Genomic DNA, 18,823 nt, shown 5'->3' with positions numbered 1-18,823 from the left:
CGCGTGAACCATACGACTACGACTACAGAACCATACATCATCCTCGGTACGGCCGGGCATATCGACCACGGCAAAACGACGTTGGTCAAAGCTCTGACCGGGATCGACACGGATGCTCATAAAGAAGAAAAGGAACGCGGCATTACAATCGATATCGGTTTCGCGCCGTTTTATCTCCCCGATGGCAGACGCATCGGGGTGATTGACGTTCCGGGGCATGAGAAGTTTATTAAAAATATGTTGGCCGGAGCGGGCGGGATCGACCTGATCTTGCTGGTGATCGACGCAAACGAAGGGATCATGCCGCAGACGGTGGAGCATCTGCATATTTTGGAGATGCTGCATGTGCAAAAAGGAATCATCGTGCTGACGAAGACCGACACGGTCGACCCGGAGTGGCTCGAGATGGTGGAGGAGGAAGTCAGAGCGGGCCTTAACGGGACGTTTTTGGCGGAGGCGCCGATTGTAAGGACGGCCGCTGCGAAAGGCGTCGGCATCGCGGAACTGCGTGAGGAGATCGGACGCATGGCGTTGGAAGTCCAGCCTCGGGAGGCGAATGCGCCATTTCGGATGCCGGTGGACCGGGTGTTTTCGGTGGCAGGGTTTGGGTCGGTGGTGACCGGGACGGTGTTTGCCGGGAAGATCGCGGTCGGTGAGACGGTGGAGTTGTTGCCGGAAGGGACTTTGGCGCGGGTGCGGACGATTCAGGTGCATGGCGAGGATCGGGACGCGGCTCGGGCGGGTCAGCGTGCGGCTTTGAATTTGGCCGGTGTGGAACGGGCAGAGCTCGGGCGCGGGATGATGATCGCGCAGTCGGGGCTGTACCGGGCGACGGAGATGATCGATGCGCGGCTGCAAGTGTTGGCCGATGCTCCTCGGGCTTTGACGCATCGGACGCGGATCAGGCTGTATATCGGGTCCAGCGAGACGATGGGGCGCGTGTCTGTTTTGGAAGGCGAGGAACTGCGGCCGGGGGAAGACGGGCTGGTGCAGATCCGACTGGAGTCGCCGATTGTCTGTGAGCCGCATGACCGGTTTATTGTGCGGTCGTATTCGCCGATGTTGACGATAGCCGGGGGGACGGTGATCGACCCGTATCCGGCTCGGGAGCATCGACGTCGTCGCGATTATGTGCTGGAGGAGTTGCTCGGTCGAGAGCAAGGCGGGCCGGAGACGCTGATCCAGCAGGCGTTGCTCGATCTCCCGGGCCTCACGGTGAAGGAGATCGCGGCGGAGATCAAGGCGACGGAGGAAGTGGTCGCGGACTGGCTCGGGCAGTTGCAGGAGGCAGGGCGTGTGGCGCCTGTTGCGGCTGTGAACGGGTGGGTGCATGCGGATTGGTTGGAGGGTGCGCTTGATGAGATTGAGGAAAAGATGCGAGCGCATTTTGCCAAGGAAAAGTATCAGGTGACGGTGCCCAAGGCGCAGGTGTTGTCTCAGATGGGCAAGAAGCTGAAGCCCAAGCTGTTTGATGCGTTGCTGGCGACGGAGGCGGCGAAGGCAAGGCTTGAGGTGAAGCGGGACAAGATTTTGTTGCGCGGATATGAGGTGCCGTTCACGTTGCGGGAGAAGGAACTGCTCGGGCAGATCTCGGAGCTGTATCGCGAGGGCGGGTATCATCCGCCGTCTGTGGAAGAGGTGCGGGTGAAGACGAAGGCGCTCGAGAAGACGCTCGCCGGTCTGCTGTTTTATTTGAAGGAACGAGGGGATCTCGTGGAGCTCGGGGATGGGATGCTTCTCGATGGGGAAGTGTTTGCTGGTGCGAAGCAGGTGATCCGCGAAAAGGTGGAGCAGACCGGGCCTTTCTCTGTAGGTGAATTCCGCGATTGGGTTGGAACGTCTCGGAAATACGCACTCGCTATTTTGGAAACACTCGATGGGCTGAAGTTCACGAAACGGGTGGAAGACAAACGGGTGTTGGTCTGACGGGGTTTGTAATGCGTTGTTCGTCAGGATGTCACGTTTTGTTAACTTCGATGTAATATGCCTGAAACATATGTGGGATATAGTAAAGGTATCACATTTGACCCCCCCTTTTACAATATGTGTTAGATAGGCGAGCGCTTACGGAAAAGCGTTCGCCTCTTTTTTGTCTTGGGGGAGGCTCGGTATTCGATGGTGCGGGGGTCGAGAGCGGCTGGGGGGGTCTTTCCCCCGCTCAAACATTTAAGACGAATGTCATAAAAAACTCGCTCCTCGAAAGACCCCCCCAGCCACTCTCACCGTCCGCTGGGCAACGGGCGGGTTGGGGTGTGAAATTGTGGTAGTACGCGTGGTTAGGGGGATACATATGTGGAGCACGGATCAGGCAAGACGCTGGACGTGGATGGTCGGGATCGGCATTCCGCTGATTTTCTTGGTTGTTTCGCTGGTGACAGCGAACTGGAAGTTCTTCCTGTTCAGCCTGGCACCCGCCATGATCGCCACCTCCAGCGGCCTCGCCGCTGTGAAGGCGGCGGAGAAGAAGGAAGGCGTGGGGAAGTAGGGGTATGGGATGGGAAATGGAAAAAGGACTGGTCGTGGAGACCAGTCCTTTTTCCGTGCCGCATTGAAGGGAAGAGTGAGTAAAGTTGCGCGCCTGTTCGGATTTATTTTCCGTTATTTAGAAAGGTAAAGCGATAGGACAAAACAAAAAGGCGGTTACTCGAAATGAGTGATCCGCCTTTCTTTGTTTAACCCAAATGCCCCGACCGCTCGACTTTCGTTTTCAGGTACTTCTCATTGAACTGCGACACATCGCCCCACAGGGGCTTTCTCTCCGAGACGTTGAGGCCGGATTCGAGGAGGGCTTTGAGTTTGTTCGGGTTGTTGGTCATCAGCGTCACCGGTTTTTGCCGGAGGGCTTTGAGGACGGCGATGGCGTCGGTGTAGTCGCGAGCGTCGTCTTTGAAGCCGAGGGCGAGATTGGCATCGACGGTGTCGTAGCCTTGCTCTTGCAGGATGTAGGTCATCGCTTTGCTGAAGAGACCGATGCCGCGTCCCTCGTGGTTGGCGAGGTAGAAGAGGGCGCCGCAGCCGTGGTCGGTGATTTCTTTCATGGATTGTTTCAATTGGTAGCCGCAGTCGCACCGCTTGCTGCCGAAGATGTCGCCGGTGTGGCAGATGCTGTGGAAACGGATCAGGGCGTCGTCGCAATTTGCAAAATCGCCGTAGACGAGGACGCTGGATTGTTGATACTCGGCGAGGGATGCGTCCGACAGTTTTTCGATCATGCGGGCGGTGTCCCGCGTCTGTTCGGAGCATTTGAGCCAGCAGTACCAGTGGAAGCCGGTGGTTTCTCCGAGGAGGTTGACCGGGAGCCCAATCGGGCCGACGAGGTAGAGGCTGGATGCGTCGCCTTCGATGACTTGAATTTTATCTTGTAAGATGGAAATGACCTTTTCGTCGATCAAAGGGGATCACTCTTTTCTGGGAGTTGGTTTGTTCCTACTTTTTGCGAAGTCAGGGTATCCTATGCCGCTCGACGAAACTTGCCAGGGTTCTCCGTTGTAGGAAGTGCTTGTGCGGTGTATGCTAAAAACGGTGATGCAAAGGATGCAACTGGTGACAAACTGCGTGATCAAAGACGGGGATCGGCTGTTGATGTTGAAAAAGCCCCGCCGCGGCTGGTGGGTGGCGCCGGGTGGCAAGGTCGAGCCCGGTGAGTCGCTTCACGAAGCGGTGGTGCGCGAGATCGCCGAGGAGACCGGGCTGACGATTCAGGACCCGGTGCTGCGCGGCGTGTTTACGATCATCCTGCAGGATGGAGATCAACTGGTCGACCACTGGATGTTGTTCACGTTTTACGCGGAGAAGTTTGACGGCGAGGTGCTGGAGGAGACGGAAGAGGGCGAGTTGGCGTGGGTTCCCGTCGCCGAACTGTCCGAACGTCCGATGGCGGAAGGGGATCGCGAGTTTTTGCCCCTGTTTGCCACCTCCGATCAGTCGTTGAACGGCAAGTTCGTTTATACGCCGGATTATCAATTGTTGAACTGGAAGCCCGAGTAATCTGGCGCAGAGGAGCGGATCAAGCAGCGATCCGCTCTTTTTGTAATTTTACTTACATGTAACAAAGAATTGTTACAGTGGGGTTCGGTGGCAGGAAATCACGCGACAGGTAGAGAAATGTGTGACATATAATCCGTCGTCGTTTTCGTCTACGAAGAGAGAATTGAAGGGGGTAAAGGTGTGAGCACCGGGAAAGAGCGGAAGCAAAAAGAGACAAAGGCCCGCTACAAGTCGATCTTTTTATCGTTGCTGGATCGGATGTATGAACGCTTTGATAACAAGTGGAAGATGAAGCTCAGCCAGAAGCTTGGGCTGATCATCATCGTGACGTTTGTCGGGATTCTGGTGATCGGCACGTTGTCGATTGCGCAGCTCTGGCGTTTGAACGGCAATATGAACAGCGCGTTGACGGTCAATTTGAAGGCGATGCAGGTGTCCGAGGAAATGAAGGTCACGGCGTCGCAGTTTGATCGCATGATGGTCAACTATATCCGGAGCATGACGCCGGACGGCCGCAAGTTGATCGAGAAGCGCATGGGCGATATGAACGCGGTGATGGAGAACAGCATCGCGGAGTATGAAGCGGTGGCGGAGAACGATGCCAACGTGGAGGAACTGAAAAAGAACTGGGGCGCGTATCGCGAGTCGCAAAAGAAATTGATCGAAGAGGCGAACAAAAACGAGGTCATCGCGTTCCAACTGTGGGAAGGCAATCTGTCCATCGGGCATAAAAAGTTGGACGAGACGCTGACGAAGATCAACAGTGAGAACCAAGCGGTGATCACGAATTCGAAGGCGATGCTGGACCGCACGTACACGTCGTCGTGGATGATCACGCTGGCGGTCATCGTGCTGATCGCGCTGGTGGCCGGGGCGATCGGGCTGGCGACGAACCGTCACCTGCAGCGCAAGATCCAGTACTTGGTCGATGTCAACGAGGTGTTGGCGCAAGGGGATCTGCGCGTGGAGACGGAGGTGCAGGGGCACGACGAACTGGGGCAGCTGTCCCGTGCGATGTCGGATGTCATCTCCAACCTGCGCGAGATCATTCGCCAGGTCGGCAGCGCCTCCTATCAGGTCGCAGCCGCTTCGCAACGGATGGCGAAGAGCTCCGAGGAGAGCAACCGCGCCGCCGAGATGGTGGCGACGACGATCCAGGAGGTCGCGGAAGGCACCGGTCGTCAGGTGGAGCGTTCGCAGGAGAGCGCGGAACTGATGCAACTGCTGGCTCAGTCGGTGCAGGCGATCCAGATGACGGTCGAGCAGGTGGTCGACGTCGCGCAACAGGCGACCGACACGGCGCTCGGCGGTCGCGAGGTGCTCGCGCAGACGTCCGGTCAGATCGAGGGCATCCGCACGGCAAACGTGGAGACGTCGCAGGCGTTTGAACATTTGTATGCGGAGATGACCCGGATCATCGGGTTTGTCAACGTGATCGCGGAGATCGCGTCTCAGACCAACTTGCTGGCTCTGAACGCGGCGATTGAGGCGGCGCGTGCCGGGGAGCACGGTCGCGGGTTTGCGGTGGTCGCCGATGAGGTCAAGAAATTGGCGGAGCAGTCGTCGCGGGCGGCAAACGAGGTGCGCGTGATCGTCGGGGCTTCGCAGCAGGGCATGGAGCAGATGAAGTCGGCGCTGACGGAGACGAACAAACACGTCGATGAAGGCGTGCGCTCGATGCAGAACACGAACCAAGGGTTTGAAAATATCGTGTTCTCGATTGAAGAGATGGTCGAGCAGATCCAGATCGTGGCTGACACGATCCGCGTGATCTCGAACAACTCGGAGCAGGTGTTGCAAAACATCGAAGATGTGGCGGCTGTCACGGAAGAGGCGGCTGCCGGTATCGAGGAAGTATCGGCTGCGACGCAGGAACAGCTCGCCGGCATGCAGGAGATCGCAGGATCTGCGGTCACCCTCGCCGAACTGGCCGAGCAGCTCGACCGCAGCGTCAACCACTTCAAAATCGACGACGAGATCGCAGCCGCGACCGAGACGGTCGATGGCTACGAGTCGGCTGCGATGTACGCAGCGGCAGGTGCGTTTGCCGTGAGCGGCAGTGATCTCGATGCGGATGACCTGAATGAAGGCGGCTACGGCGCGTACGACTCGGATGACGATTCGAATGCTGAAAGCTACGGCTCGTACAACTCCGACGACGATGCGAGTGCTGAAAGCTACGGCGCGTACAGCTCGAACGACGATGCGAATGCAGACAGCTACGGCGCGTACAACTCGGACGACGATGCGAACGCAGACAGCTACGGCACGCACGACTCCGAGGATGCGTCTTTCGCGGACGATTCCTCTGCAGAGCGTGAGGAAGAGTCCGGTGAGCAGGCAGAACTCTCTTGGAATGCCGACGACACGGACGGACACGGCGACAAGGACAAGTCCTGATTCGAGGGCTTGTCAGTCAAAGAGACAGGTAAGACTCACACAAACCCAAATATAAATTTAGTTCGGATTGCAGTCATCCTTGAGTGGATGACTGCTCTTTTTTTATTTTGTGAATGTTCCACTGTTTACAAGTGACACGCATTGCGAGTATGCTAGAATCACTGTTAATATTTTCTATTGGGGTGGGGATTGCAGATGAACATGGAACAGGTCCAAAGCTTTGAACTCGACGTGTTGCTCACAGGAGGCACCGGCACCGACGCGCACGACCCGATCGATCCGTGGAGCCCGTCCGAGGATGAACCGACGACGCCGGAAGTCACCGATCCGATCGACCCGTTCAGCCCGGGCGAAGAAAGCTCTTCTTCCGACTGATCGAATTTCAGCACAGAGAACAGACGCAGAGCCGGGACACGCCCGGCTCTGTTTTTTTGTGTGCCCTTTCCTTTCTTTCCCGAAATGGTTCTGCTACACTAGGAAGATACGAACGCATCTAACGGGAGGTGAGATCAGATGCAAACCGGGATTAACCTTTTGATCATCACAGGTCTGTCCGGCGCCGGCAAATCGGTTACGGTGCAGGCTCTTGAAGATATCGGCTTTTTCTGCGTTGACAATCTGCCACCGGCATTGATTCCAAAGTTTGGCGATCTGATCGCCCAATCGCAAGGCAAGGTGACCAAGGTCGGCCTCGTCTGCGACATGCGCGGCGGTGATTTCTTCAAGGATCTCTTCGACGCGCTCAAGGAACTGGAGCAGCGCGGTCATCAGGAGATCAACTACCAGATCGTCTTCCTCGAAGCGGATGACAGCACCATCGTCCGCCGATTCAAGGAGACGCGCCGCCGTCATCCGCTGGCCAAGGACGGCCGCGTCGTCGAAGGCATCGCCGAGGAGCGCAAGATGCTCGACGAGATCCGGGGCAAGGCGGACATCATCCTCAACACGAGCAATCTCAAAGCGAGCGAACTGCGCGCCGAGATCCTCGGACGTTTTTCTCAGATCGACGAGCAGCATCTCAAGGTCGACATCATGTCGTTTGGCTTCAAACATGGGGTGCCGATCGAGGCGGACCTCGTGTTCGACGTGCGTTTCCTGCCAAATCCGCACTACGTCGATTCACTGCGGCCGCTGACCGGCAAACACCCGGACGTCTACGAGTACGTGATGAAGTGGCCGATCACGTCCGCTTTTGTCCATAAACTCGAAGACATGATCGATTTTCTGCTCCCTCAGTTTCGCAAGGAGGGCAAGACGCAGGTCGTGATCGGCATCGGCTGCACCGGCGGCAAGCACCGCTCCGTCGCGCTGGCGGAGACCCTGTACAAACATCTCAAAGATCGCGATGAGTGGGCGACCGTCGTGCACCGCGATCATGAAAAAGGATAATCTGCCCATGGTGCGCTATTGGTTGCTCCTGGCGTGGACGGTCTGTTCGTTTGGTCTCGGCCTGATCGCCGCGGGCATCGGTATTCATGCGGTGCCCGGCCAATCCACGGTGATCGGCCTCGTCTGTCTGTTGATGGGCTCCGGGCTGCTCGCGTTCGGCTGGTGGCGTGATGAACAGATCAGCAGAACGCAGATGCTCCTCGAAAAGCGCAAACCGCGCATCGTCGTCGTCGGCGGCGGCACCGGTCTGTCGGTGTTGCTGCGCGGTTTGAAGGAGTTTGACATCGACATTACGGCGGTGGTCACCGTAGCCGATGACGGCGGATCGTCCGGGCGTTTGCGCGCCGACTTTGACATGCCGCCGCCCGGTGACATCCGCTCCTGCCTCGTCGCGCTCTCCGACACGGAGCCGCTGCTGGAAAAGCTCTGGCAGCATCGCTTCCAGTCGGGTGAAGGGCTGATGGGGCACAGTTTTGGCAATCTGTTCATCGCGGCGCTCTCCGACATCACCGGCGATTTTGAGACGGCGATCAAGGAGGCGTCCCGCGTCCTCGCCGTCTCCGGGCGCGTCCTGCCCGCCGTGCGGGAAGCGGTCATCCTGCGGGCGCACATGGAGGACGGCACGTACGTCGAGGGCGAGTCGATGATCCCGACGGTCAACAAGAAGATCGAGCGCGTCGAGGTGTTCCCGAACGATCTCGATCCGCTGCCCGAAGCCTTGGAAGCGATCGAGCAGGCGGACGCGATCGTCATCGGACCGGGCTCGCTTTACACCAGCATCCTGCCAAACCTGCTCGTCACCGGTCTCACCGAGGCGATCGAAAAGGCGGCCGGGAAAAAGATCTACATCTGCAACGTGATGACCCAGCAGGGCGAGACCGACCATTACACGGCGTCCGATCACGTCAAGGCGATCTACGACCACATCGACCGACCGCTGTTCGATTACATCCTCGTCAACTCGGCACCGATCCCGCCTGCCGTTGTCGAGCAATACAGAGAAAAGCGGGCCGCTCCGGTCGTCGCTGATCTCTGGAATCTGCAAAACATGGGGCTGCATGTCATCGCCCGCAATTTCCTGCATTATCAGATCTATGCCCGGCATGATGCACGCCGGATCTCCGAGCAGATCCTGGCGCTGGTCGGCCGCGATCCCAATAAACTCCGCCGCTGAGCGTTGCCCGCATGGCAGTGAGAGAGGAGGTGGACGGCGGTGTCTTTTGCCGCACGCACGAAAAAAGAACTGACCCAGATCGGACTGAAGACCTGTTGCAAACGGGCGGAATTGGCGGCGATGATCCGCATCAACGGCACCGTCCTGATCGCCGACAAGCGCTTCTCGCTCGACGTTGTCACCGAGAACGCCGCGATCGCTCGCCGAATGTACACCTTGCTCAAAGAGATGTTTGGCGTCCACGCCGAACTGCTCGTGCGCAAGAAGATGCGACTGAAAAAGAATAATATCTACATGATGCGCGTACCTTTTCAAGTCAAGGAGATCCTGCAGGAACTCTGCATCGCCAACGAAACGCTCCAGTTTAACGCCGGGATCAACCCGGAACTGGTCCGCAAGCCCTGCTGCAAGCGCTCCTACCTGCGCGGCGCCTTTCTCGCGGGCGGTTCGGTCAACGACCCGGAGGGCTCTTCCTATCATCTGGAGATCTCGTCGATGGACATGGAGCACAGCGAAGCGCTGCTCGATCTGGTCAACTCCTACGATCTTAACGGCAAGTTGATCGACCGGAAAAAAGCTTATGTGGTCTATCTCAAAGAGGTCGAGAAGATCATCGAGTTCCTGAACATCGTCGGAGCGCACCAAGCGTTGCTCCGCTTTGAGGACATCCGCATCGTTAAAGGGATGCGCAATCAGGTCAACCGCCTCGTCAACTGCGAGACGGCCAACCTCAACAAGACCATCGAAGCGTCCGTCCGCCAGATCGACAACATCCGGCTGCTGGAGCGGGTGATGGGACTGGAAAATCTGCCGCAAAAGCTCCGCGAGGTCGCCGAACTGCGGCAGGCGTATCCCGATATCAATCTAAAAGAGCTCGGCGAGATGCTGCCCGGCAAGGTCTCCAAATCGGGCGTCAATCACCGGTTGCGCAAACTGGATGAACTGGCCGAACGCATCCGTGCGGGCCAGGGCATTTAGCTATTTTGTACAAAAAAGTCGTGGCATTTTTGTTCCATTCGTCGCCCTGACAAACGCTTTCACAAGCAGGACTCTGTGGTATACTACTACCAAGATTTGTTGAGGAGGGACCATTGCGGTGGCAGAAAAGCGAGTGACCGTCGGACTTCGCGCCGGCCTGCATGCACGTCCGGCTGCTTTGTTCGTGCAAGAAGCAAACAAGTTTGTCAGTGAGATCTTCGTGGAAAAACAGGGCAAGTCGGTCAACGCCAAAAGCATCATGGGCATCATGTCGCTGGCGATCAGCAACGGCACGGAAATCGTGATCAAGGCAGAAGGCACCGACGCTGACTCGGCCGTCAACCGCCTGGCTGAGCTGGTCGAACAGGAAGGCTAGTCCCTTATTTCGTGAAAAAGAAAAAAACCACGTGCCGCACGCTTTGTGCCGGCTGCGTGGTTTTTCTTTTTGGGGCCGCAGATCCTCACCCTCAGATCCCGACGTCCGGGATCGGGGCGTTGATCGTCATCGTCGTCGGCCGGATCGCCAGTTTGCGGTCGCGGATCGTCTGCACGCTGCGCAGGGTGTCCGGCTCGATGCCGTCCGGCACGCGCACATAGTGCAGTCGCCAGATCGGCGAATACGACGGGTTGCTCGGCAGGGCGTCGAAGATCATCTTCTGACCTTCGACCGGCACGATGCGTCCCGTGGCCCGGTCGATGCCGCGAATGCACTGGTAGGCGTTGCCGGCGCGGATCGGTGTCGGACCGATGTCGAGGTAGCCGATCTCCATCCCCTCGTGCCAGGCGGGCACAATCGGGTAGACGGTGCTTTTGCTGTCGAGCGGCACCACGGGCGCGTTTACGATCATGCCGGGCGTGCGAATGCGCAGGGAGCGCTTCAACACGTCCTGTACGCTCTTCACCGAACCAAGCGGCAGATCGGCCGGCACTTCCACAAAATGTACCAAGCGCAAGGCGCTGTAGCCGGGCATCCCCGGAATCGAGTCGAGGATCTGTTTGTGGCGCGGGAGCAACAGCGGGCCGCCGCGCGGGTCGTAGCCGCGCACGAGCACATACATCCCGCCGAGCGTGAGCGGCGTCTGTCCGGCCGTCACATATCGCACGGGACGGTTTTCCGCCCAGCCCTCCTGCAGTCCGATCGTCGTCACAGGCTTTCACCTCCGGTTGAATGGGCTACTACCCACACTATGCCGAGGGTGTCTGGTTGGTGCTGCCCTGACTGTTGCTGTTAAATGCTCATTTGGCGAACATCACCGGAATTGAAATTTAGTCAAATTATTGTTTGAGTGAAGATCGTGTGATAACATTCATTCTGAAAATAGTATTTATTATCGACGATTGGCCGGCCTCTTCCATGCAAAGAGCAGAGGTGAGAACGATGCAACCGCGAGAGACTGGGGACTACAATGTATGGCTGGGCAACAGGATCAAGGAGATCCTGGAGGCGAAGAAGATCACTGTGCGCGGCTTGGCCAAAGAGATCGGGATCGGCCGGATGACGCTGGAGCGCATCCTCGACGGTCGCTACGCAACTGCGGAAGAGCTGGAGAAGATCGCAGGCGGCCTTGGCGTGACGGTGGAGCGGATCAAACAGAAGGATACGCTGCCTCTCGAACAGGAGCTGAGCGCGCTGCTGACGAGCGGCAAGAACCCGTGGCGGGCCCGGCGTTTGGCGGAGACGCTGGTGGCGCTGGCGATCGGCCGCACCGAGCTGACAGACGCCTACAACCTGCTCGGCCGCGCCCTCTACCACCTGCGCATCCTGAGCGAAGCGCACGAAGCGTGGCAGAGGTCCCTTGAGATGGCGTTGAAACTGGACGACTACTCGCGCATCCGCCGCGCCTGTAACAACCTGATGGCCTCCTATCACAAACAAGGCCAGCATGAACGGCTGGTTCCGCTGCTGTCTGAGGTGGAGGAAGTGTTCCGCTACGATGCCGAGCAACTGGGGCGGATCTGCCACTATCGGGCGATTATCGCCTATCGCAAAGGCGACACGTTGCAGGCGAGAGAGTATTTTAAGATGAGCCATGAGCACTACAAAGGCGTGGAAGACAAGCTGCTGATCGGCAAATTGCAACACGATTTGGCGCATCTGGAGCATCAGGACGGGAATTTTCAAGAAGCGAAAGACCTGCTGCTCATCGCCCGCACCAATTTGCAAAACGGCTCGATCTACTGGCAGGCGTCGTTGGACGCTGTGCTCTCCCGATCGCTGATCTGTCTCGGAGAGACGGAGGAGGCGCTGTCGACGATCGACCGCCGGCTGGCCGATCTGCAACAGCCCGATCTGGAGTTGGCGGAGATCAAGGCCAAACTGCTGCTGATGCGCGCGCACATCTCCGGAGATCCCGCTTATGCGGAAGCGATCTTTGACCTGACGATGACGTCGCAAGAGGTTCGCTGCACGGCGGCCGATTTCTTGACGGAGTATTATCTGCAGGCAGAGGATTACTCATCTGCGCAAAAATATTTTCGTGTGCTCAAAGAAAATCTCCCTTGCAAGATCAGCGGGTATCGCAAGGGAGATTGGTTCTAGGTCAAACAGTTTCGGCGAACTGCCGAATTATTTATATGACAAGGGGAGAAGATCAAATGAAAAAGGTAGCAGTATTCGCAATGTTTGCAGCAATGTTCACCGTGGCGGTGGCTGGCACCGCTCTGACGCTCGACACCACTCCGACCGCAGCGATGGAAGGACCGGGTCCGTACATCATCTCGAAATAATCCGCAGTCATTCTTTCTCATTTACATGATGAACCGACCAAAATCTCCCCGCTTATGGGGAGATTTTTTTGTGACGCTCTACATTAAAAATACGGAACGTCACAGATATAATCAAAATAACATTCCCTTATTTTTGATTTTTGGTAATATCTATTTTATTGAGGGTATGTATATTCATTAACAGGGGCGGGATTTCAGCTTTATAGGGGGATACGAAGCAAAATGAGTTCACTTGGACAACGCATCAAAGAATTGCGCATGAAACGAGAAATGACCCAGATGGATCTGTCGCGGGGGCTTTGCACACCGAGCATGATCTCGCAGATCGAATCGGATCGGGCACGCCCTTCTTATAAGGTGCTTTTCGCGATTGCGGAGCGGTTGGACGTCTCGCTGGACAAGTTGCTGGCCGATGTCAATCTCGACATGGAATACACGAGCAAATACAAGATGGCGCTCGCGCTGGTGCAGGCGCGGGAGTACGCATCGGCGATTCCGCTGCTGGAAGAGCTGCTCGGCGAATCGCGGACTCAGGTGCCGGAGACGGAAACGCTGTTTGAACTGGGTATCTGTTATCTGGAGACCGGCCGAGTGTCGGAAGCGTCGGTCGCGTTTGCCAAGGTGTCTGAACAAGCGTCGGAGCGTGAAGATGTGCGGTTGATGGTCTCGGCTCTGATTCAACTGGGCGCGGCTGCGGAGAAGGACAAAGAGCTGCAACTGGCGATCTATCACACGCAGCGCGCTTTGGAGGAGTATCGCCGCGGCGAACTGTGCGAGCCGCAGTTGCAGGCGAGGGCGCTTTACCAGATCGCGGCACTCTCCCAGGCGATCGGCAAGGTCGACGAGGCAGCCCGCTACTACGCGGACGTGCTGGCCTGCTACGAAGGCATCTCCGACCTCGACGGCATCGGGCGCACCTACTTGCGTTTGTCAGAAACTTACCAAAAGGCGGGCGATTTTGAGAAGTCGGGGGAGTACGCGATGCTGGCCTTGGCGATCTTGAAGACGCGCAATCATCTCACCGCCTACCGGGATGTGCAGCGACAACTGATCCTGCTGGAGAGACATGAGAAGAGCTGGGAGACGGCGGTGCTCGAGTTGAAGCGGTTTGCCGCGCAGTACGAGGAGCAGGATGAACTGGAGCGAGCCGGCGAAACGTATGCGGACATCGCGGAAGTCTATCTGGAAAACGACATGAGCGATGAAGCGATGGAAGCGGCCCGGCAGGCGATCCGCCTGATGAAAAACAAGCAGCGGGCGCTGGGCAAGGCGCATCAGGTGCTGTCGTTCGTCCAGTTCCGCTACGGCTGTGCCCAGGATGGCCGCGTGCACTATGATGAGGCGATGAGCATCTATGAATCGTTGGGGCTCTTGGCTGAGTTGGAAGAGTTGACGCTGTCTCTGTGCCAGTATCTCGACGAGCAAGGGCAGTACCAAGAGGCGTTTAAGCGCTTGGAAAAATATCACGATATCCTGCACAACAAACTGCGCAAGCGCGGCATTGCGCTGTAAAGGGTGCCTGCAGATCCAAAAGCTTCCCGAAACGGAGATCTCCGTTTGGCGCGGAAGCTTTTTCTTTGCCCGTTTGCGGCAGGAATTTTGCCGAAGAAATTTGAATTTTATGAGGGTATGGGGTATGAAATCGGCGTTGCCGCCATATTCTAGTAAGGTAACAACATAGACTGATAGAAAGAGAAGGAGTCTGGCTGATGAAACGAATCTACGCTTTGTGGATTTTAGTCTTGGTATTGATGTTGTTACCGCTGGCCGGCATCGTTCATATACGCACGCAGGAAACGAACGCCTCTGTGAAACCCGAGACACCCGGACAGTACGATCTGATCGTCGTCGGCGCCGAACCGGAAGGCGTGGTGGCGGCGGTGGCAGCAGCGAGGCGCGGTCTGAAAACGCTGCTGCTGGAAGAGCGGGACGGACCCGGCGGTTTGATGATCTACGGCGCGTTGAACTATCTCGACCTCGCCGCGCACAACAACCAAAACGTCAACGGCGGTCTGTTTGCAGAATGGCACCGGTCGGTCGGCTCGCAGCCGGTGATCGACATCGACAAAGGGCAGGACGCTTTTCTGCAGATGATCGAGGGGGAGCCGAATCTCACCTTCCTTCCGCAGACGCGGTTTAAGCAAGCGTTGACTTCGGACGACGGTTCGGAGCTGAACGGGATCGTCACGGAGAGCAAGGCGAACGGCGAGCAGGTGTTTTTCGGCAAGCGATTTATCGATTCGACGGAGGATGCCGATCTGGCGGCACAGGCAGGCGTGCCGCACACGATCGGCCAGGAGGACATCGGACGGCGCACGGAGATGGCCGTCACGCTGATGATCCATTTGAAACACGTCGACTGGGACGGCATCAAAAAGGCGTTTGCAGCGAAAAAGTTTGGCGGCGGCGAGATCAACGGCAACGCGGCATGGGGGTTCTGGAAGATCACCGACGCCTACCGACCGCAGTCGCCGCGCGCGAGACTGCGCGGGCTCAACATCGGCCGCAACAGCGACGGCACCATTTACATCAACGCCCTGCAGATCCTCGGGGTCGACGGGCTGGATGCTGCGCAAAAGCGCGAGGCGTATGAGATCGCCAAGCAGGAGACGGGCCATGTGCTGACGTTTCTGCGCAAAGAGGTGCCTGTCGCGTTTGAACACGCGGAGATCGCGTCGTATCCGCAGCAACTGTATGTCCGGGAGACGCGGCATATCCAGGCGGAGTACAATCTGCAGATCGAAGATGTGTGGGAAAACCGCGACCAGTGGGACTCGGTCGGCTATGGCGCGTATCCGGTCGACATCCAAGCGACGTCCGCCGAAAAAGACGACGTGGTCGTCATCGACCCGGCGCAGTACGCGATCCCGTTCCGCTCGCTGGTGCCTCAGAAGGTCGATCGCCTGCTGGTAGCCTCCCGCGCGTCCGGCTATTCGTCGCTGGCGGCCGGCAGCGCCCGCACGATCCCGACCGGGATGACGGCGGGAGAGGCGGCCGGGGTGGCGGCGGCGCTGTCGATTCAGCACGGGATCGGGTTTCGCGAGATGAGCCGCGACCCGGAGATGATCGAGAAGCTGCGCGGGGAGTTGAAGCGGGGCGGGGCGTTGGTGGAACCGTTCACACTGCCCTATCCGTATCAAGGCGCGTGGTTTTACCCGCAGCTCAAGCGACTGTATCAGCAAGGCTTGATCTTTGCCGGGTATGACAACCACCTGCAGGAACATCAGCCGATGACCGAGCAGGAGTTTGCCCGCCTGTATGAACGGCTGTGGAAAAAGGGGCAGGGGGCCGATCCGGAAGGGTTGAAAGCCCGCATCGCGGTGCTTAAGCCGACTGCCGCTCCGCTCACCGGCGACAAGATGGCGTTGTACGCAATGGCGTTTGCCAAGCAGCCGCTCAATTCGAAAGAGGCATGGAAGATCGCGGTCGTCAACGAGTGGATCGACCGCGAGTTGCAGGCGCGATCCCCGCAAAAGCGGGCGTTGACGCGGGCGGAGGGGTACTACCAAGTCGTGCGGTTGCATGACCTGATGAAAGAGCGAAGTCATTGATATGTCAGCCGTTCCCATGCGCTTGTACAGCGCGGGGGGCGGCTTTTTTCTTTTTCTGGTTCGCGTTACAATGAGGGCACAGTAAAACAGACAGGCGAGACCGTTCGAGACGCGGGTGCTTTTCCCGACCTCGGCGTGGCTGCAAAGGCGGGTGACAACCGCCGCTCCGTCGTAGGAGCATCTGCGCACGGCGATCCTCGTCTACCGGAGCCTGATCGTGGGGCGTGCAGTTTTCGAAGAAGAATACGACTATGAAAAGAGCCTTCCTGCGAAGGCTCTTTTCTTGATTGAAGTGGAAACCTGCGTTCCACAGTAATCGTTATTCAAAAATAGAATAGAATCACTTTGCTAGATGAGAGGACTTTGTCAGATCAGAGAACCGAAAAGTAAACGTAAATTCGTATTATATAGAACATATTTACGATCCATCTCATCGAGGAAGATTCGATATTTAAGGAAAATGCAAGGGAATAACCAAGGGCTGAGAGGAGTAAGTCAAATTAGCCGCAAGCATTAAGCTTTGAGGATATGGGAAAGGATGAGTGGGACTTGTGACACAGTGCCTATTTTAACGGGATATGACATCTAGGTCAGTTGATATCAATTAAACATAAAGAATAGGCGGTAAGTACTATTTTTGTGTTTTATGCAAACTTTATATCTACAGTAACTGTCAAATGTGTTACTGTTTGGTTGTGCACCTTACAAGGAACAACAACAAGTGAAAAACGGAGGCTGGATATGACCGCATCTAAGAAAAAGCTCACTCTAATTGCTTTGACCCTGACTCTTGCAGCAGGTTCAGCGCTAAGCATGGCAACCGCGATGGCGACCCAAGACGATATCAAGATTAGTAAGGAATCCGTATCCCAAAACAAACACATCAACAAGATTCGTGAACTTAAAGGAAAGCCGCAAGAGATCGACGCATACGTTTCTAACTTGAATACACAGGAGATCTTGGAAGCAGCGTATGAATTGTCGAATGCAGGCGAATTGGCACTCGACCAGCAGGGAGCTATGTTCGTCCCGTTGCTAAAGAAACGCTGGGATGCGGGCCTCCCGATGGAGGACATCGCGTCTATGGTGAAAGACAAAACCAACAACGATAATTTCCGTTCTTTCCTGCTCGATGGAACTGTCTCGGTCGGTTTTAAAAAAGAACGTGTTGCTTCTGAAGCGACGCAGGACAGTGAGAAGGAAAAACTTGGCGACTTGCTGATCGAATTAGCATCTGATAAGTCTGAAAAGGAAGCGGTCCGTAAATATTCACTTATGAAATTGCGCGATGTTCCGAAAGACGGGGGAAAGAAAGCCAAACAGGAAAAAGCATTAGCAGACATTGTCAACGATACGGACACCCCGGCTGCCGTCAAGGGCGCGGCGCTGACCGCCATGAAGCGCACCAACCATCCCGGTCTGGCACAAGCCGTGGCTGAGGTGATGAAAAACCCGCTCTCCGAAGAGGGCATCCTTGTCCGCCACGCGGTTGCAGAAGGGGCGAAGTCAGGCACGTTGAAGGATATCAAGGTGATGAAGCAACTGGCGAAAGATACCAAAGATGCAGAAGTGTACGCAACCACCGTCTATTCCATAGGCCTCTTGGGCGGTCCAGAATCTGTGCTGGCTGTCCTTGATGTCTACGGCAAGTATGGAAATACTGACATCGCGAATTATACTCTGGAACGCAACCAGAAAACCGTGCTCTCCATGCTGGAAACAGGACAACCACGAGAGTACATCCTGGCGGCACTCCAAGCAGTGATGTATGCAAAACTCAGAACGGCAGAGGCAAACGTCGAGACATTGGTCAATCATACCGACATCGAAGTCCGTGAGAAGGCTGCTCAAGTCCTTGTCTCACTCAAGGCACTTCCGGTTAATAACATTCCGTCCAATGCAGAAAAATGGGGGAATTAATTATGAAGTCATTTAAAACTCTCCTTGTCGTAGCAGTCACATCTGCAACGGTTCTCTCGGCTACTACCGCATCGGCAGCGGTCGACGCCGACGGCCGTTACCGTGATGGTGCAGAAGTTAACTATTTGAACCATGCTGGTCTGCGTAAAGCAGGTGCAGGCATCTACGAGATCAAGGGCTACAACGAAACGATTCAACTCAGTACGTGGGACTCCTTTATCGCTGGGAATAATTATATCGGTTCCTTCTGGAATCCGAACGGTACAGAAAGCAAAGCATCAAGCATCCTAAACACCGCAGCTGCAATGGATGCTGACCCGGGCATTACCTATACGCTGTACGATATGTTAAACTACGAGTCAACGGCGGGAACGTACATTACCGTGGACGAGATCACGGACATCCGCTGTGACGGCGTCGTCGAATATGCGTACGAATGGAACAACGTCTGGGTTTGGGGACGTTCTTCAGACGGCACAACTTCTGGCACTCCGCAGCACCACGACATTTCGTTAACGAGCTATACCTCTGAACACAATAACCTCGGAGGAACAGGTACGATTGAGTTGAGCCCGTACGTACAGCGTGGCGGTTCTGGTTTGAAATGGACGACGATGCGGGAGACCGGGATCTAATTGGCTTGACAGAATAAGAATGTAAGAATAATCTACATCCATTACATGAATAGAAGACGTCA

General features: G+C 56.4%; 17 protein-coding genes. 15 read left to right on the top strand and 2 right to left on the bottom strand.

What is annotated here, in order from left to right:
* Positions 1-3: 3 nt before the first annotated feature.
* Positions 4-1,926 (top strand): selenocysteine-specific translation elongation factor, encoded by a 1,923-nt coding sequence (selB, locus tag OS242_RS13825; protein WP_267152273.1) that lies wholly within the window; start codon positions 4-6, stop codon positions 1,924-1,926.
* Between the two features lie 364 nt (positions 1,927-2,290).
* Positions 2,291-2,485 (top strand): hypothetical protein, encoded by a 195-nt coding sequence (locus OS242_RS13820; protein WP_267152272.1) that lies wholly within the window; start codon positions 2,291-2,293, stop codon positions 2,483-2,485.
* A gap of 187 nt (positions 2,486-2,672) precedes the next feature.
* Here the strand turns inward: OS242_RS13820 and OS242_RS13815 are convergent, their stop codons facing one another.
* Positions 2,673-3,392: a GTP cyclohydrolase II gene (locus OS242_RS13815; protein WP_267152271.1), complete on the bottom strand. Its 720-nt coding sequence runs from the start codon at positions 3,390-3,392 to the stop codon at positions 2,673-2,675.
* Positions 3,393-3,534: 142 nt separating this feature from the next.
* On the opposite strand from OS242_RS13815, the gene OS242_RS13810 reads away from it, so the two are divergent.
* The 7 genes from OS242_RS13810 (at position 3,535) to OS242_RS13780 (ending at position 10,304) form a co-directional block, all read left to right on the top strand.
* Entirely contained in the window at positions 3,535-3,987 is a 453-nt protein-coding gene (locus OS242_RS13810) for an NUDIX hydrolase (protein WP_267152270.1), read from the top strand.
* 180 nt (positions 3,988-4,167) lie between these two features.
* Positions 4,168-6,387, top strand: coding sequence for a methyl-accepting chemotaxis protein (locus OS242_RS13805; protein WP_267152269.1), 2,220 nt, complete (start codon positions 4,168-4,170; stop codon positions 6,385-6,387).
* A 195-nt stretch (positions 6,388-6,582) separates the two neighbouring features.
* A complete protein-coding gene (locus tag OS242_RS13800; protein ID WP_267152268.1) occupies positions 6,583-6,762 on the top strand; it encodes a hypothetical protein in 180 nt (59 codons plus the stop codon).
* A gap of 138 nt (positions 6,763-6,900) precedes the next feature.
* Positions 6,901-7,776 (top strand): RNase adapter RapZ, encoded by an 876-nt coding sequence (gene rapZ / locus OS242_RS13795; RefSeq protein ID WP_267152267.1) that lies wholly within the window; start codon positions 6,901-6,903, stop codon positions 7,774-7,776.
* Positions 7,777-7,783: 7 nt separating this feature from the next.
* Positions 7,784-8,950 carry a YvcK family protein gene (gene yvcK, locus OS242_RS13790; RefSeq protein WP_267152266.1) on the top strand — a complete coding sequence of 389 codons (1,167 nt, stop codon included), beginning with the start codon at positions 7,784-7,786 and terminating at the stop codon, positions 8,948-8,950.
* 39 nt (positions 8,951-8,989) lie between these two features.
* The gene (gene whiA, locus OS242_RS13785; protein ID WP_267152265.1) at positions 8,990-9,928 is read left to right on the top strand and encodes a DNA-binding protein WhiA; all 939 of its coding nucleotides are present in this window, start codon (positions 8,990-8,992) and stop codon (positions 9,926-9,928) included.
* A gap of 118 nt (positions 9,929-10,046) precedes the next feature.
* Entirely contained in the window at positions 10,047-10,304 is a 258-nt protein-coding gene (locus tag OS242_RS13780) for an HPr family phosphocarrier protein (protein WP_267152264.1), read from the top strand.
* 91 nt (positions 10,305-10,395) lie between these two features.
* On the opposite strand, the gene OS242_RS13775 is transcribed toward OS242_RS13780, so the two are convergent.
* The gene (locus tag OS242_RS13775; RefSeq protein ID WP_267152263.1) at positions 10,396-11,076 is read right to left on the bottom strand and encodes a hypothetical protein; all 681 of its coding nucleotides are present in this window, start codon (positions 11,074-11,076) and stop codon (positions 10,396-10,398) included.
* Positions 11,077-11,306: 230 nt separating this feature from the next.
* Between OS242_RS13775 and OS242_RS13770 the strand changes: the two genes are divergently transcribed.
* The 6 genes from OS242_RS13770 (at position 11,307) to OS242_RS13745 (ending at position 18,761) form a co-directional block, all read left to right on the top strand.
* Positions 11,307-12,467 (top strand): helix-turn-helix transcriptional regulator, encoded by a 1,161-nt coding sequence (locus OS242_RS13770; protein ID WP_267152262.1) that lies wholly within the window; start codon positions 11,307-11,309, stop codon positions 12,465-12,467.
* A 56-nt stretch (positions 12,468-12,523) separates the two neighbouring features.
* Positions 12,524-12,655, top strand: a complete 132-nt coding sequence (locus tag OS242_RS13765) for a hypothetical protein (RefSeq protein WP_267152261.1) — start codon at positions 12,524-12,526, stop codon at positions 12,653-12,655.
* A gap of 222 nt (positions 12,656-12,877) precedes the next feature.
* Complete coding sequence (locus OS242_RS13760; RefSeq protein WP_267152260.1) at positions 12,878-14,167, top strand: helix-turn-helix domain-containing protein; 1,290 nt, start codon at positions 12,878-12,880, stop codon at positions 14,165-14,167.
* Between the two features lie 197 nt (positions 14,168-14,364).
* Entirely contained in the window at positions 14,365-16,206 is a 1,842-nt protein-coding gene (locus OS242_RS13755; RefSeq protein WP_267152259.1) for an FAD-dependent oxidoreductase, read from the top strand.
* A gap of 741 nt (positions 16,207-16,947) precedes the next feature.
* Positions 16,948-18,126 (top strand): HEAT repeat domain-containing protein, encoded by a 1,179-nt coding sequence (locus OS242_RS13750; RefSeq protein ID WP_267152258.1) that lies wholly within the window; start codon positions 16,948-16,950, stop codon positions 18,124-18,126.
* Positions 18,127-18,128: 2 nt separating this feature from the next.
* The gene (locus OS242_RS13745) at positions 18,129-18,761 is read left to right on the top strand and encodes a hypothetical protein (protein WP_267152257.1); all 633 of its coding nucleotides are present in this window, start codon (positions 18,129-18,131) and stop codon (positions 18,759-18,761) included.
* The last annotated feature ends 62 nt before the right edge of the window (positions 18,762-18,823 follow it).

Source organism: Tumebacillus lacus, from assembly GCF_026410385.1.
Classification (GTDB): Bacteria; Bacillota; Bacilli; order Tumebacillales; family Tumebacillaceae; genus Tumebacillus; species Tumebacillus lacus.
The sequence above is the reverse complement of the archived record's forward strand: the minus strand, read 5'-3'. Positions and strand labels throughout refer to the sequence as shown.